This window comes from Streptomyces sp. NPDC008092 (assembly GCF_042957285.1).
GTDB lineage: Bacteria > Actinomycetota > Actinomycetes > Streptomycetales > Streptomycetaceae > Streptomyces.
Map to the genome: position 1 here is coordinate 285,069 of NZ_JBIBHY010000014.1, position 13,739 is coordinate 298,807.

General features: G+C 72.8%; 11 protein-coding genes. 4 read left to right on the forward strand and 7 right to left on the reverse strand.

All coding sequences use genetic code 11. The features are described 5' to 3' along the window. Nucleotides 1-39 precede the first annotated feature (39 nt). Nucleotides 40-531: a DUF2975 domain-containing protein gene (locus ACFZB3_RS38090; protein ID WP_391384544.1), complete on the forward strand. Its 492-nt coding sequence runs from the start codon at nucleotides 40-42 to the stop codon at nucleotides 529-531. Next, the gene (locus ACFZB3_RS38095) at nucleotides 531-779 is read left to right on the forward strand and encodes a helix-turn-helix domain-containing protein (protein ID WP_391384546.1); all 249 of its coding nucleotides are present in this window, start codon (nucleotides 531-533) and stop codon (nucleotides 777-779) included. The genes ACFZB3_RS38090 and ACFZB3_RS38095 overlap by 1 nt, the downstream gene beginning before the upstream one ends. Nucleotides 780-829: 50 nt before the next feature. Here ACFZB3_RS38095 and ACFZB3_RS38100 read toward each other — a convergent pair whose 3' ends face one another. The 7 genes from ACFZB3_RS38100 to ACFZB3_RS38130 form a co-directional block, all read right to left on the reverse strand. Continuing rightward, nucleotides 830-1,639 carry an alpha/beta fold hydrolase gene (locus ACFZB3_RS38100; protein ID WP_391384549.1) on the reverse strand — a complete coding sequence of 270 codons (810 nt, stop codon included), beginning with the start codon at nucleotides 1,637-1,639 and terminating at the stop codon, nucleotides 830-832. A 78-nt stretch (nucleotides 1,640-1,717) separates the two neighbouring features. Then, on the reverse strand, nucleotides 1,718-3,025 hold the full coding sequence (gene dpgC, locus ACFZB3_RS38105; RefSeq protein WP_391384554.1) for a (3,5-dihydroxyphenyl)acetyl-CoA 1,2-dioxygenase DpgC: 1,308 nt from the start codon (nucleotides 3,023-3,025) through the stop codon (nucleotides 1,718-1,720). Continuing rightward, nucleotides 3,022-3,693, reverse strand: a complete 672-nt coding sequence (gene dpgB, locus ACFZB3_RS38110; RefSeq protein ID WP_391384557.1) for an enoyl-CoA-hydratase DpgB — start codon at nucleotides 3,691-3,693, stop codon at nucleotides 3,022-3,024. The genes dpgC and dpgB overlap by 4 nt, the downstream gene beginning before the upstream one ends. A gap of 52 nt (nucleotides 3,694-3,745) precedes the next feature. Next, nucleotides 3,746-4,900, reverse strand: a complete 1,155-nt coding sequence (gene dpgA, locus ACFZB3_RS38115; protein ID WP_391384560.1) for a 3,5-dihydroxyphenylacetyl-CoA synthase DpgA — start codon at nucleotides 4,898-4,900, stop codon at nucleotides 3,746-3,748. A gap of 198 nt (nucleotides 4,901-5,098) precedes the next feature. After that, nucleotides 5,099-6,502, reverse strand: coding sequence for an aminotransferase class I/II-fold pyridoxal phosphate-dependent enzyme (locus tag ACFZB3_RS38120; protein WP_391384562.1), 1,404 nt, complete (start codon nucleotides 6,500-6,502; stop codon nucleotides 5,099-5,101). Nucleotides 6,503-6,668: 166 nt separating this feature from the next. Beyond that, a complete protein-coding gene (locus ACFZB3_RS38125) occupies nucleotides 6,669-9,725 on the reverse strand; it encodes an AAA family ATPase (RefSeq protein WP_391384634.1) in 3,057 nt (1,018 codons plus the stop codon). A 253-nt stretch (nucleotides 9,726-9,978) separates the two neighbouring features. Continuing rightward, nucleotides 9,979-11,142 (reverse strand): prephenate dehydrogenase, encoded by a 1,164-nt coding sequence (locus tag ACFZB3_RS38130; RefSeq protein WP_391384639.1) that lies wholly within the window; start codon nucleotides 11,140-11,142, stop codon nucleotides 9,979-9,981. 260 nt (nucleotides 11,143-11,402) lie between these two features. Between ACFZB3_RS38130 and hppD the strand changes: the two genes are divergently transcribed. Next, entirely contained in the window at nucleotides 11,403-12,506 is a 1,104-nt protein-coding gene (gene hppD / locus ACFZB3_RS38135) for a 4-hydroxyphenylpyruvate dioxygenase (RefSeq protein ID WP_391384565.1), read from the forward strand. Next, on the forward strand, nucleotides 12,490-13,713 hold the full coding sequence (locus tag ACFZB3_RS38140; RefSeq protein WP_391384568.1) for an alpha-hydroxy-acid oxidizing protein: 1,224 nt from the start codon (nucleotides 12,490-12,492) through the stop codon (nucleotides 13,711-13,713). Before hppD ends, ACFZB3_RS38140 begins: the two co-directional genes overlap by 17 nt. Nucleotides 13,714-13,739: the final 26 nt, after the last annotated feature.

Genomic DNA, 13,739 nt, shown 5'->3' on the forward strand with positions numbered 1-13,739 from the left:
TCGATAGATTCCCATCGTGAGTCGATGGAAGGATGGGTCATGGGAAAGCTGACCGTGCGCGCGCTGCGCGCCGTGCTCGCGGTGGTGCTCGGTGGCACCGTGCTCGTACAGGCAATGATGGTGTGGACGTTGGTCAGCGGGAACGACCCGGAGGACGGGACGCTCCCGCTGACCGCGTTCCGCCTGATCACGATCCTGGGCATGGCCTCGGCGCAGGTCGCCCTGGGCTGTGTATGGCGGCTGGTGACGATGGTGCGCCGCGGAACCGTGTTCTCCGACGCCGCCTTCCGGTACGTGGACGGCGTGATCGGCGCGATCGTGGCGGCCGCCCTCGTCTGGTTCGCGGTCACCGCCGTCAACGCGCCGGGCCAGCGGGACGACCCGGGCGTCACCGTCATCATGGCCGGGATCGGCGTGGCCATCCTCGGGGTCGCGCTCATCGTGCTCGTGCTGCGGATGCTGCTCGCCCAGGCCGTCGCGCGCGACGTCGAGGCGGCGCAGATGCAGGCCGAGCTGGACGAGGTGATCTGATGCCGATCGCCGTCGACATCGACGTGATGCTGGCCAGGCGGAAGATGTCCGTGGGCGAACTCGCGGTCCGCGTGGGGATCACGCCCGCCAACCTGGCGGTGCTCAAGAACGGCCGCGCCAAGGCGGTGCGCTTCGCGACGCTCGCCGCACTCTGCGAGGTCCTCGAATGCCAGCCGGGCGACCTGCTGCGCTGGGAGGCCGAGGAGATCGAGGAGGCCGCGGAGGCCGAGGAGGCCGCGGCCGGGTGACGCGTCCCGGCGCGCGGGGCGGCTTTCGAGGCCGGTCCGCGGCGGTCACCTCACCGCGTCCGGCGGCCGAAGAAGTCGATGATCGCCGCGTTGACGGCGGCGGGCCGTTCGAGGTACCCGTAGTGGCCGCAGTCCGGGATCTCGGTGTACACGGCGCCGGGTATGCGTTCGGCGACCTCGCGGCACAGGTGCGGGCGCACGACCAGGTCGTCGGCGAACCCGATGACCAGGCACGGACGGTCGATCGCCCGGTACGCCGGAAGCCGGTCACGGATCACGTCGAGGCCCAGTTGGGGACGTACCGCGGACAGGTCGATCAGGGCCATCTCGAAAATGCCCAGCCAGTCCCGGAGTTGCTCGTCGTCGTTGAGCGTCCTCGGCGAGAGGTTCTGCACGGCGTGCGTGTACGCCGCGTAGCGGGGCGGGAGCTTCACCCCGCTGTCGGACAGTTCGATGTCGGCGGCCGCCATGGCGGACAGCGCCTCGTCGGCCCGTCCGCTGCTGGCGATCAGCACCGCCTCCGTGACGAGTCCGGGCCGGGCGAGGAGGAGTTCCTGCACGATGATCCCGCCGAGGGAGTAGCCCACGACCCGGCAGGGCCCCACCCCGAGGTGTTCGATCAGCCCCGCGACGTCCGCGGCCATGTCGTCGAGGGTGAACCCCTCCGGACACGGGTCGGTCGGCGGGATGCCCCGGTTGTCGAGGGTGATCACCCGGTAGCCGGCAGCCTTCAGGGCCGGCACCTGATGGGTCCGCCAGACACGTCCCGGAGCACCGGTCCCGGTGACCATCACGACGGGCTCGCCGGCACCGTGGTCGTCGTAGCCGAGATTGATTCCGTTGACTCGCGCGACCGGCATCGTCCTCATCCTCTCCTTCCGCTCCGTCCTCGCCCGTCCGTGCGGTGAACGTGCCGCCCGTCCGCCCGGCGGCCGCCGTCACGCCGAGCGCGCCGCGAACCTGCCCACCTTGTGGATCACGTCCTCCCCGTAGAGCCGCAGCGCCTGCTGGAGGGCGAACTCCGCCATGTACGCGCGGAACGCCTCCGTCGGCTCCTCGGCGAGGTTGAGCATCCGCCGGTTGGAGAGCACCGCCTCGCCGTCGAGCCGCTCCAGGCCCGCCTCGACGGCGGCGTCCAGCTCCCGCGGCTCCACGACCTCGTCGACCAGCAGGCGGGCGGCGGGTTCCGTCGCCCAGATCCTGCGGCCCTCCAGGATCACCTGGCGGGACAGCCGGGGCCCGACGTACCGGCTGAACCGGAAGTTGGCGGCCCCGGGGATGATCCCCTCCTTCGCGGCCGGCAGGCTGAAGTAGGCGTCGGACGCGGCGACGACATGGTCGAAGACCAGCAGCAGCTGGGCGCCGCCGCCGATCGCGAAGCCGTCGACCGCGGCGAGCCAGGGCTTCTCGACGTGCCGTGTGTGCCACCGGCCGGAGTCGTCGGCGAGGACACCGCGGACGATCTTGTGGAGGTAGCCGAGTTCCCGGCGCAGCAGGAAGCCGACCAGGGAGATGCCGCCGGAGCTGAGGTACTTGAGGTTGATGCCCGCGCTGAACACCCGTCTGCCCCGGTAGCGGGGATGGCTCATCTCGCCGCCGCGCACCAGGCCGACGCGGACGGCCGGATCGAGGAGGGCCAGGTCGACGGCGGTCTCCATGTCGTCGACCTGCTGGTTGTCCTCGGCGTTGAGGCAGTCGTCCCGGCACATCGTCAGCCGAGCGACGCCGTCACGGCGCTCCAGCCGTACGGCCTCCAGTTCCACGACGCCGGTCCGCCGGAACTCCGGCAGCAGCCGCAGCGCCCGGTCCGTCGGCCGCAGCATGGCATCCAGGAGGTGCGGTCCGGCGTCCGGCGAACGCAGCACGGCTCTGAGGAAGATGCCCTGGTCGATCTCGTGGCCTTCCTTGTCGGCCTGTGGCCGGCCCCGCTCCCACGCGAGCAGGTCGGCGTCCGGCACCAGGCCGGGGAAGGCGGTCGCCGCGGCCTCGACCAGTTCGTCGATCCGCAGCGCGCGGGTGCGGCCGCCGGTCAGCCGGTCGTAGACGGTGTCGACGTGGGCGTCCAGGAAGCGGGAGCGCAGGGCTCGGGCGGTGTTCTTCACGGTCTCGGCGGCGGCCCGCTGCTCCGGTGTGCGCCGGGCCGGGTCCGGCAGCGCCGCGAGCTCCTTCTCCGCCTGCTCGGCCGCCGCCGTCAGAGCGCGCCAGCCGTCGAGGGAGTCGAGGACCCCGGAACGGGCCGTCGTCACGCGGCCTCCTCGGCGGCGTTGCGCCGCAGCGCACGGTCGCAGGCGGCCAGGTGCCGGCCGAGGGCCTCCTCGAAGCCGGTCACCGCGGCGTCGAAGAGGAGCTGGCGACGGATGGCGAGTTCCTTGCCCGACAGGTCCTCGATCAGCTGCTCGGCGACCGCCGCCGCGGCGTCCGGGTCGTCGGCCAGTTCGTCGGCGATCCGCAGTTCCAGCGCCTCGGCCGCCCCGATCGGATGCCCGAACAGGACGGCGCGGCGGACCCGGGCGGCGCCGGCCAGCCGGACCAGCCGGAAGGCGGCCATGCCGGGCCAGGTGGCCTCGCCGTCGAAGGGCACCAGGAACCGGGCGTCCGGTGTCGCGATGCGGATGTCGGCGGCGAGGAACGTGTCGAGGGCGAGTCCGCCGCAGTCGCCGGTGGCGAGGGCCACGGTCGCGGCGGGCAGCCGTTCCAGCCGGCGCAGTGCCCGCTCCCACTTGGTGACCAGGCCGACGCCCAGTCCCTCCGCCCAGCCCGGTGCCGGCGCGCCGCTGACGCGCAGCGTCACCACTCCGCCCGCGCTCCGGTCCTCGGCCCGGTCGCACAGCACCCCGAGGTCGTGGACCGCGCCGGCCGACAGCGGCCGGCTTCCGTCGACGGTCAGCCTCAGCACGTCGTTCACGTCACTCACCGGTTCTCCCCCGTTCCGGCCTTCGCGGCCGTCTCCGCCTGCTGAGCCTGCCTCACCACTGCACCAGGGCCGTCTCGATGGTGGATCCCGGCCCCATCGTCATGAGCACCCCGTAGTCGCCGGGCCGGGTCACCCGCTCGTCGAGGAGCCGTTCGTACGAGAAGAGGAACGAACCGCTCGACACGTTGCCGTAGTCCCGCAGCACACCGACGGTGTGCCGCAGGTCGTGGCCGGTCAGGCCCAGGTTGACGATGACCGCGTCGATGACCTTCTTGCCGCCGGAGTGCACCAGCCAGTGGGCGATGTCGCTCCTGCGCAGCCCCGTGCCCGCCAGCAGGCGGTCGACCACGATCTCGGCGTGCGCGCCGACCACGTAGGGGACCTGCGGGTCGAGGTAGAAGCTGAACCTGTCCAGCTCGCGGTCCCAGTCGTAGCGCATCGCGCCGATCGCGTCGGGGATGATGCAGCTGGCGAACTTCAGCACGGCCGGGCCCTCGGCGGCGCCGGGCATCCCGGACGTCTCCCCGCCCGGCCCGGACAGCAGGGCGACCGCGCCGGCACCGTCCCCGAAGAGGCTGTTGACGACGGCGGTCCGCATCGAGGAGTCCATCGCGTACGCGGCCGAGCAGGCCTCGGTGCAGACCACGACGGCGAGTTCGCCCGGGTGCGCGGCGGACCAGCCGGCCACCACGTTCAGCGCGTTGAGCCCCGCGTTGCAGCCCATGCCGACGATGTCGCTGCGGCTGCAGTGCCGGTCGACGCCGAGCTCGCGGATCATCAGGGCGCTGAGGCCGGGGGTGAGGAAGCCGGTGGTGGACACGCAGCACAGGTGGCGCAGATCGGAGAGTTCGGCGCCGGCCCGCTTCAGACAGGCGCGCAGGGCTTCGGCGCCCATCTCGAGGGCCATGGCCTTGTGCTTGTCCAGCAGGTCGCCCTGTGACTCGGGACGGCGGATCCCGTCCGCGTCCGGCTCGGGCAGGGTCAGATGGCGCCGGTCGATGGCGCTGTTGGTGAAGACGGAGCGGACCTTGGGATCGGTGATGCGGAACGCGTCGAGCACTTCCTGCTGGGTGTAGCCGGTGGGCGACACCGCGGTGCCCACACCGACGATCCGGGGGCGGTACGGGGTCCGCAGCGCGCCGTCCCCGGTGAGCACCGCGGTGTCCGGGCCGTGCGGACGGTCGAGTTCGAGAGTCTCCATGGTCATCGGAATGTCCACCCCCACATACGCGGCTTGCTGCGTGGCTTCTGAGTGCTGCTGTCCCTCACGTGCTTCGCCTTTCCGGGAGATCTGGAAGCCGCGCGGAGAAGGAGTCCGGGAGGCTTCTGGGAGAGACGGATGCTGCTGTCGGTGCTGTCCGTGCGGAGCTGCCGGTGCGGAGCTGTCCGTGCGGAGCTGTTCGTGCTACGAGCCCGCGCTCATCTCCTCGACGAAGCCCGCGAGGCGCGCGGTGCCCTCTTCGATGTCCGCGGTCGTCAGATAGCTCGTGGAGAGCCGCAGGGCCCGGTCGCCGCCGCCCTGCGGATAGAAGTAGTTCATGGGCGTCCAGATGACGCCGAATTCCTGTGCGGACCGGGTCAGGGCCGCGTTGTCCGCCCGGAAGGGAACCTGCACCGTGAGGAAGAAACCCCCGGTGGGTTCGTTCCACCGCACCCCGAGCGCCTCGCGCCGGGCGGCCGGCAGGCGGGCGTCCAGGCCGCGGAGCGTGGTCCGCATGGCGTCGCCGTAGTAGCGGGCCGGTTCGGCGTTCAGGGCGGAGATCCGGCCCCCGGCGGCGAGCAGGGTTCCGGCGACGGCCGCCTGGCTGAGCGAGGAGGTGTTCACCGTCACCATGCTCTTGATCTTGGCGAGTTCGTCGGCGAGCAGACCGGTGCGGCCGGTCTCGTCGACCACCTGCTGGTCGGCGACGGCGAAGCCCACCCGGGCGCCGGGGAAGACGGTCTTCGCGAAGGAGCCGACGTGGACGACGGTGCGGGAGCGGTCCAGGGACTTCAGGGTCGGCAGCGGCCTGCCCGGGCTCACCATGCGGTAGGGGCTGTCCTCGACGAGGAGGATGCCGTGCCGTTCCGCCAGGTCCAGCAGCGCGGTCCGGGTGGGCAGGTCCATCGTGGTCCCGGACGGGTTGGAGTGGTCGGGGACCACGTAGCAGGCGCGGGGCCGGCGTCCGCGGGCCCGCTCCCGCAGGATCGCCGCCTCCAGGTCGGCGCAGTCGAACCCGTCCGCCCCCTCCTCGACCGGGGTGACCGCCACGTCCAGCAGCCGGGCCGCCCCGGTGATGCCGACATAGCAGGGGCTGACCACGAACAGGACGTCGTCGGGGCCGCTGACGAGGGCGCGCACCAGCAGGAGCATGGCCTCCTGGGCACCGACGGTGACCACGATCGACTCGGCCGGCACGTCGATGCCCTCGTCCACCCGGAGCGAGTCGGCGATGATCTCGCGGATCTGTCCGGCGGTGGGCCCGTACTGGTACATGGCGGTGCGGATCTCCTCGGCCGTGGCACCCTGCGCGACCAGGTGGTCGAGGTAGCGCCGGAGGTGGGTGAAGATCTGCTCGGTGTCGAAGAACCCGTCGTACGGCCGCCCCGGCGCGAAGGAGATCGCCTCCGGGTAGCGGAGGGTGACCTCGTTGAGGAAGGTCATCGTGTCGAGAACCGGGTCACGGAGACTGGCGTGCAGGTCGGCCTTGTGCAGGACGCGCGAGGTGGGTGCCGGGACCGTGGCGGCGGGCACCGGGCGGTGCCCCGCCGGGAACGGGTCGGGGCGGGCCCCGGCGGGCGACGCGGTCTCCAGGCTCCGTCCGGCCATGGTTTTCCCCCCGGCGGAATCGGTTTCGGCAGGTCGATTTCGCCGGTCAGGATCACATGGTTCCCAACATGCCGACAATGCCGTCCAGCCCGTCCAACGGGGCGAAATACGCACTTGGACGAGGGCGTTGGCGCGGGGCGCCCGCGAGCCTTCCCGTCCGGCTTCCCTACCGCCCTCCATTCGTCGAAAATGGGAGGTCCGCGAAACGGATCAGGGACACGGGGAGGTCCGCCCGGTTGCGTACCTTCAATTTCCGGTAGACCTTGGTGAGATGCTGTTCGACCGTGCTCACGGTGATGAAAAGCACGTCGGCGATACGCCGGTTGGTCCAGCCGGAAGCCGCGAGCGCGCCCACGCGGCGTTCGGCCTCGGTGAGTTCGGTCAGTAATTCCGGTAACTCGTGCGGGCGGGCGGCGTCCACCGGAGGTTCGGCGCGGGCCTCGGGTTCCTCACGGTGCGGCTGCCCCGGGGGGTCGTGCCTGTCGTGCGTGTGCTGCGGGTCGTACGAGTCCTGGGTGCGCTGCGCGTGCCGGGTGTGCGGGCGCTCCTGCGGGAGGTCCCACAGTCCGGACGCGAGTCCCAGCAGCCTGGGCGGGGCGAGTTGCCCGGCCGGGGGCGGTCCGGGCGGGCCCCACCCGGACCGGGCGGCCCGGGCCCGGTCCAGCTCCAGCCGGTCGCCGCAGGCGTCCAGGATCCGTATCGACTCCTGGAGCAGCGGCAGCCGTTCCTCGGGCCGGCTGATCGCCGCGAGGTGGCGCAGCGCGATGCCGCGGGCACGGCTGCCTCCGTCGCCCAACCGGGACAGGTGGTCCTGGATCAGGGCCCGGGCGCGCCTGTCGTCGCCGACGGCCACGAGCGCCGCGGCCACGTCGTTGCGCCAGTCGATGAGTTCCGGGAAGTCCAGCTGCCATTTCACCACCAGCTCCGCGCACGACTCGAAGCTGAGCAGGGCGGTGCGCGGACGCTCCATGGCGAGGTGGTGGTGGCCGAGGGCGTGCAGGTAGGGCAGGGCGAAGGGCGTCCCGAACATGGCCGTGGGGACGGGCAGTTCGAGATACGTCATGGCGGTCTCGTGGTCGCCCAGCTCGGTCGCCGCGCACACCGCCAGGGCCACGGGGAGGCCGATCGCGACGCCCCAGGCCTCCGGTGCGGCGAGGCTCAAGGCGGTTCTGGCGGCCTCCCCCGCCGCGGTGAGGTCGCCCCGGCGCAGGGCGGCGGCCGACCTGATCGTCTCCAGCAGGGCGCGCCGCATGGGGATGCGCAGGTTCCAGGGCTCCGCCAGCAGCCGCTCCGACCAGAACACCGCCTCGTCCATCCGACGCCCGCGGACGAGGAAGCCGAGGGCGAACAGCGTGGCGGCGAAGGGGCTGTCGACCCGGCTGCCGCGCGGTGCCCGGCCGGCCGCCGGGACCGTCTCGTCGTCGCCGGTGAGGCCGGCCGCGAGGGCGAGGAAGGCCCGCGGCAGGGCGCCGGCGGGCGGCGGGACAGGGGTGGCGGGCGAGAGCGCCGGTCCGGCCCCTGCGGGTTCGGGCGGCTCGGGTCCGGTCCCGGCGGCCGCCGGCGTGGCGTCGTGGCGCTGTCCGGGGCAGCAGAAGGAGAGCCACAGCCGGGTGAGGGCCAGGTCCGAGCGGACGGCGGTCGGCGGCGGGGTGGAACCGTCCCAGTCGCAGCCGACGGCCCCCCGGTCCTCGATGATCCGCAGCAGGTCGTCGGCCTGGGTGAACTCGCCCCGCCAGGCGTGCTGTTTGACCACGATCAGGGCGGCGGGACCGTCGAGGAGCCCCGCGCGCACCATGGTGCCGAGCTGGTGGAGGTGGCGGAGCGCCTTGGCCGGGTCGATGAGCCACTGGGCTTCGGCCAGTTCGGCGGTCACCTCGGCCTCCTCGCCGGCGTCGGTGCAGATGAGGGACGCGTGCCGCAGGTAGTCGACACTGGCGCCGACGTCTCCGTCCTCCATGGCCTCGCGGGCGGCCTCGCGGAGGATGCCGGGCTGCCAGGGCGCCCTGGCCGCGTCGGGAGCGGCCATGAGCTGTTCGGCCACGACGACGGCCGGGGCTCCGGTCTCGTGGAGGAGTTCCGCGGCCCGGGCGCGCAGCCCGGAGAGTTCCCCGGCGGGGATGTCCGCGAGGACGGCCAGCCGGGCGCGCTCGTGCCGGAACCGCACCCCGGACAGCAGACCGGCCATGTGCAGAGCGGCGATGCCGCTGCGTATCGAGGTGGCGTCGCCCCCCAGGAGGTCGCCGATCAGGGCGGGCGCGGCGGACTGGCCGAGGACGGCGATGGCACGGACGGTGGCGAGCAGCGCCGGGTCGCAGCGGTGCAGGCAGCGCAGGAAGGCGTGCCGGAACGACTCGCCCGGTACCGGAGCATGGGTGGCGCCGGCTGCCGGGTCGGCCGGCGCCGGGCCCGGACCGCCTCGCTCCGCCCGCCTGCGCGACTCGACCCGGTCGTTCAGGTCCTTCATGTCCTCGATCAGCGCGTGCAGCAGGAGCGGGTTGCCGCCGCTCGTCCGGGTCCACAGTTCGGCGGTCTCCCTGGTCGTGGCGCCGAGGCCCGCCCGGGCCGTCAGCTGTGCGGCGACGCCGTCGACACCGAGCGGTCCCAGCCTGATCAGCCGGCTGTAGGGAAGGGGAAGGGTCTCCGAGTGGAGTGTGACGAGTCCCCGCTGCGCATGGCAGGAGTTCTCGGTCAGGACGACCAGCAGGGCGGCGGAATCGGTGCGGTGGATGAGGTGGCGCAGACACTCCAGCGAGGCCTCGTCGGCGAAATGGACGTCGTCGACGCAGACGACCAGCGGCCGTTCCGCCGCGAATTCGGTGACGGCCCGGCTGATGCGCTGGAGCAGGAGGAACGGGACCCCTCCGGTCTCCGCGAGGGCGCCGGCCTGCGCGCGGCCTGCGCCGTCCTGCGAGGTGAACGGGTCGTCGGCCATGCCGGCCGCGCGCAGCGCCTCCAGCAACTGCTCGACGAGACCCAGCCGGTACAACCGCTCTCCGGCGGACGCCGTGACCGACACGAAGCGGCCGCCCTGCGCCATGGCCCGTTCGGCGAAAGCCTGGGTCAACGCGGTCTTGCCGCATCCCACGGGGCCGCTGACGAGGACGACGGCGCCGCTCCCGTTCACGCACCCCTTGTGCAACTGTTCGAGTAAGCGGAGTTCTTCGTCTCTTTCACCGAGCTTCACAGGCACCCCCGAGCCCTGGATCCGCGGTGACGCCGGCACGTACCCCGTGCCGCCACCCTTCGAACTGTCCAGCAATTGAGAAAAAATAGAAAAACGCCTCTGACCTGCATCGCTACTCGCGAGGTGGGGGCAGGCCTACAACACGCGTGTGGGGGGAAACAGTTCCCGTCCAGGATAGCCGCTGAATCAGGGCACTTTTCGGTCTCATGAGGAGCGGCCCGGAGATCGTTATCTACTTCACAGGCTTCAGTCCGAACCTTCACCGTTCAACCGCACAAGGAAAAGGAATTCCTCATTCCGAGCCTGCGGTCCGGGCCGCGGAATACCCGCGCTCCGCACCCTGCTCGCATTCCGCCGCCCATCCCCCGGCCCGCAGCCCCGCCGTCAGGCACTCCGCCAGGTCCGACGGCAGCGGGAACCGCACGACGAGCCCGCCGTCCGCCCCGCCGCCCCACGCGTCGGCGGCCTGCACCACCACCGTCTCCTCGGGGGCGACCACGAACTCCGCCGCCGCATCGAGCAGCCGCCGCAGTTCCCCGGGACGCCCGCCGACGGCCACCCGCACCCGGGCGTCGGCGACGTCCCCGCAGGTCGCCGGGAGCTGTGCCAGGCCCGCGATGCCCCGGTCCAGCAGATCCACCATCGTCCGCATGCCGCGGGCGCGTTCCGCGCGCTCCGGCTCGCTGCCGTCCGGTGCGGCGAGCAGGTCCAGGGCGGTCACCAGCCGGGACAGGTCCGCATGGAGATCGCGGACCACGCCGGCGATCGAGGCCGCGTTGGCCTGGAGGATGTCACCCCAGAGCCCGGAGTCCCCGTGGGCGATCCGGGTGACGTCCCGGAGTCCCTGCCCCGCGAACCGCGACATGCCGTCCGGGCCCTCCCGCAACCGCGCCGCCATCAGGCTGGCCACCAGGTGGGGTACGTGCGAGGTGAGCGCCACCGCGTCGTCATGGTCCCGGCTCCGGGTCACCACCGGGACCGCGCCGCACAGTTCGACCAGTTCCCGGGCCGTGCCGAGGGCCGCGTCCGACGTACAGGCGGCCGGGGTGAGCGCCCACGGTCTGCCCAGGAACAGGTCGGCCCGCGCGGCCAGGGGTCCCGACCGCTCCCGCCCGGCGAGCGGATGGCCGCCCACGAAGCGGGACGGGTCGGGGGCCTGGCGCAGCGCCATCCGCACCGGTACGGACTTCACGCTGGCGACGTCGGTGTAGACGCGGGCCAGCGACCTGCGCTGCGCGGCGGCCAGCACCGTGCCGACCGCGCTCGGCGGCACGGCGAGCACCGCCAGGTCCACCGGCGCCACGGGCTCCTCGGCCAGCCCCGCGCCGAGGGCGGCGGCCGTCCGGGCCGACACGGGGTCCCGGTCGGACAGGAAGACGGTCACCCCCCGGCGGCTCGCCGCGAGTGCGACGGACGTCCCGATCAGTCCCGTGCCGACGACGGCCAGCGTGCGCACCACGAAAACACCACCCCGTCCGGAAAGCGCCTCGGCGCCTCGATGGTCGAACGAAAAGCGCGTCGATTTTATGAAAGCAGCCCGCCCGACCACCAGAGCGGCCGAATCCATGGCCCGCTGCCGGAACTCCGGATTCCTCGGAAATCCCGGTTTCGGGTGAACCGCCGACCGTCCAACCGCGAGGGCCTGGCATCCATGGACGGGGCAACTGCCCCCGCCCTACAGTTCACAGCCTCGTCACTTTCCCGGCTGGGGGACGCATGAGTGATTTCTCGAAATCCCGGGCTGCGGATCCGCTCGGCGATCTCTCCATCGACTACGTGGAAATGTATGTCGAGCACCTGGAATCCGCCGCATTCGACTGGGCGGACCGCTACGGCTTCACAGTGGCGGGGACCTCGGATTGCGCCGGCCACCGCAGCGTCGCCCTGCGCCACGGGCGCATCACGCTCGTACTGACCCAGGCGGTCTCGGATCAGCACCCGGCGTCCGCGTACGTGGCCGCGCACGGTGACGGCGTCGCCGACATCGCCCTGCGCACCGCCGACGTCGGGGCCGCCTTCGCCGCCGCGACCGCGAACGGCGCGCTGGTGCACCGGCATCCCGCCAGGCACCCGGACCGCCCCAAAGTCACGGCCGCGGTCCACGGGTTCGGGGACGTCGTCCACACGCTGGTGCAGCGGTACCCCGGCGAGGGCCCGGGGCTGCCGGCGGGGTTCGTCCCCGATCCGCGCGCGGCCGCGGAGCCGGCCGGTGACGTGGGGCTGGCCGACATCGACCATGTCGCGGTGTGTCTCGACACGGGCGACCTGGAGCCGACCGTCGACTACTACCTCGACACGCTCGGCTTCCGCGACATCTTCGAGGAGCGCATCGTGGTGGGCGCGCAGGCGATGCTGTCGCGGGTCGTGCAGAGCAGGTCCGGGACGGTCACGCTGACCCTGATCCAGCCCGACCCGACGGCGGACCCCGGGCAGATCGACGAGTTCCTCAAGAGCCACCAGGGCGCCGGTGTACAGCACCTGGCCTTCTCGTCACCGGACGCGGTCCGCTCCGTGCGGGCCCTGGGCCGCCGCGGTGTCACCTTCCTGTCCACGCCGTCCGCGTACTACGACCTGCTCGAAGGGCGGATCGACCTGGGCCCGCAGCGGCTGGCGGACCTGCGGGCCACGAACGTGCTCGCGGACGAGGACCACGGAGGCCGCCTGTTCCAGATCTTCACGGCCTCCAGCCACCCACGGCACACACTGTTCTTCGAGGTCATCGAGCGGCAGGGCGCGAAGACGTTCGGCAGCTCCAACATCAAGGCGCTGTACGAGGCCGTGGAGCTGGAGAGGACGGGCCAGCGTGGGTTCCGGCCCTGAACCGGGCGTCGTGCCGCACGGCGGGGCCCCGGAAGCGGAGGCGGCCGGGGCCCGGTGCCTGGCCGACGTCGAACGGGCGGCCGGCGCCGTACTGCCCGTGCAGGTACGGGACTTCGTGGCCGGGGGCAGCGGGACGGAGGCGACGCTGGACGCCAACCGGGCCGCCTTCGAGCGGGTGTTCCTCGTCCCCCGGGTGCTCGGGGACGTCTCTGGGTGCTCGACCGGCGCGACGTTCTTCGGGCGGCCGGCGAGCATGCCGGTCGCCGTCGCCCCCGTGGCCTACCAGCGGCTGCTCCACCCAGACGGCGAACTCGCCGTCGCCCGCGCCGCGAAGGCGGCGGGCGTCCCGTTCGCGGTGAGCACCCTCAGCAGCGTTCCGGTGGAGGAACTCGCCGCCGTCGGCGGTGACCTGTGGTTCCAGCTCTACTGGCTGCAGGACGCGCAGCGCGCCCTGGAGCTGGTGCGCAGGGCGGAGGACGCGGGCTGCGCGGCGATCGTCCTCACGGTCGACGTGCCCTGGATGGGCCGCCGGCTGCGCGACCTGCGCAACCGCTTCACGCTGCCGCCGCACGTGACGGCGGCGCATCTCACGGACGCCGAAGCCGGCGGAGCCGCGGGACACCCCTCGGGCCCGGCACACCCCGGCGGTCCGGCGGACACCCGTGCGCACGGCGGCACGGCGGCGCACCGGCCCCCCGCGGACGGCGTCTCCGCGGTGGCCGTGCACACCCGGCAGACGTTCTCCCCCGCCGTGACCTGGTCGACCGTGGAGTTGCTGCGCGGCCGTACCCGGCTGCCGCTCGTCCTCAAGGGCGTACTCGCACCGGAGGACGCGGTACGCGCTGCGGAGTCGGGAGTGGACGCCGTGGTGGTCTCCAACCACGGCGGCCGGCAGCTCGACGCGGCGGTGCCCAGCCTCGACGCGCTCGGGCCGGTGACGCGGGCGGTGGCCGGGCGCTGCCGGGTGCTGCTGGACAGCGGTGTCCGCAGCGGCACCGACGTGCTGCGGGCGCTCGCCCTGGGCGCCGACGGGGTGCTGGTCGGCCGCCCCGTGATGTGGGGCCTGGCCGCCGCCGGCGAGGACGGTGCGGCACGGGTCCTCGCCCTGCTGGCCGACGAACTCCGCGACGCCCTGGGCCTGGCCGGCTGCCCGACGGTCGCCGACGCCGCCCGGCTGCGCACCCTACGGGTACCGGCACGCCGGTGAACCCCGCCCGCGCACCGGAAGAGACC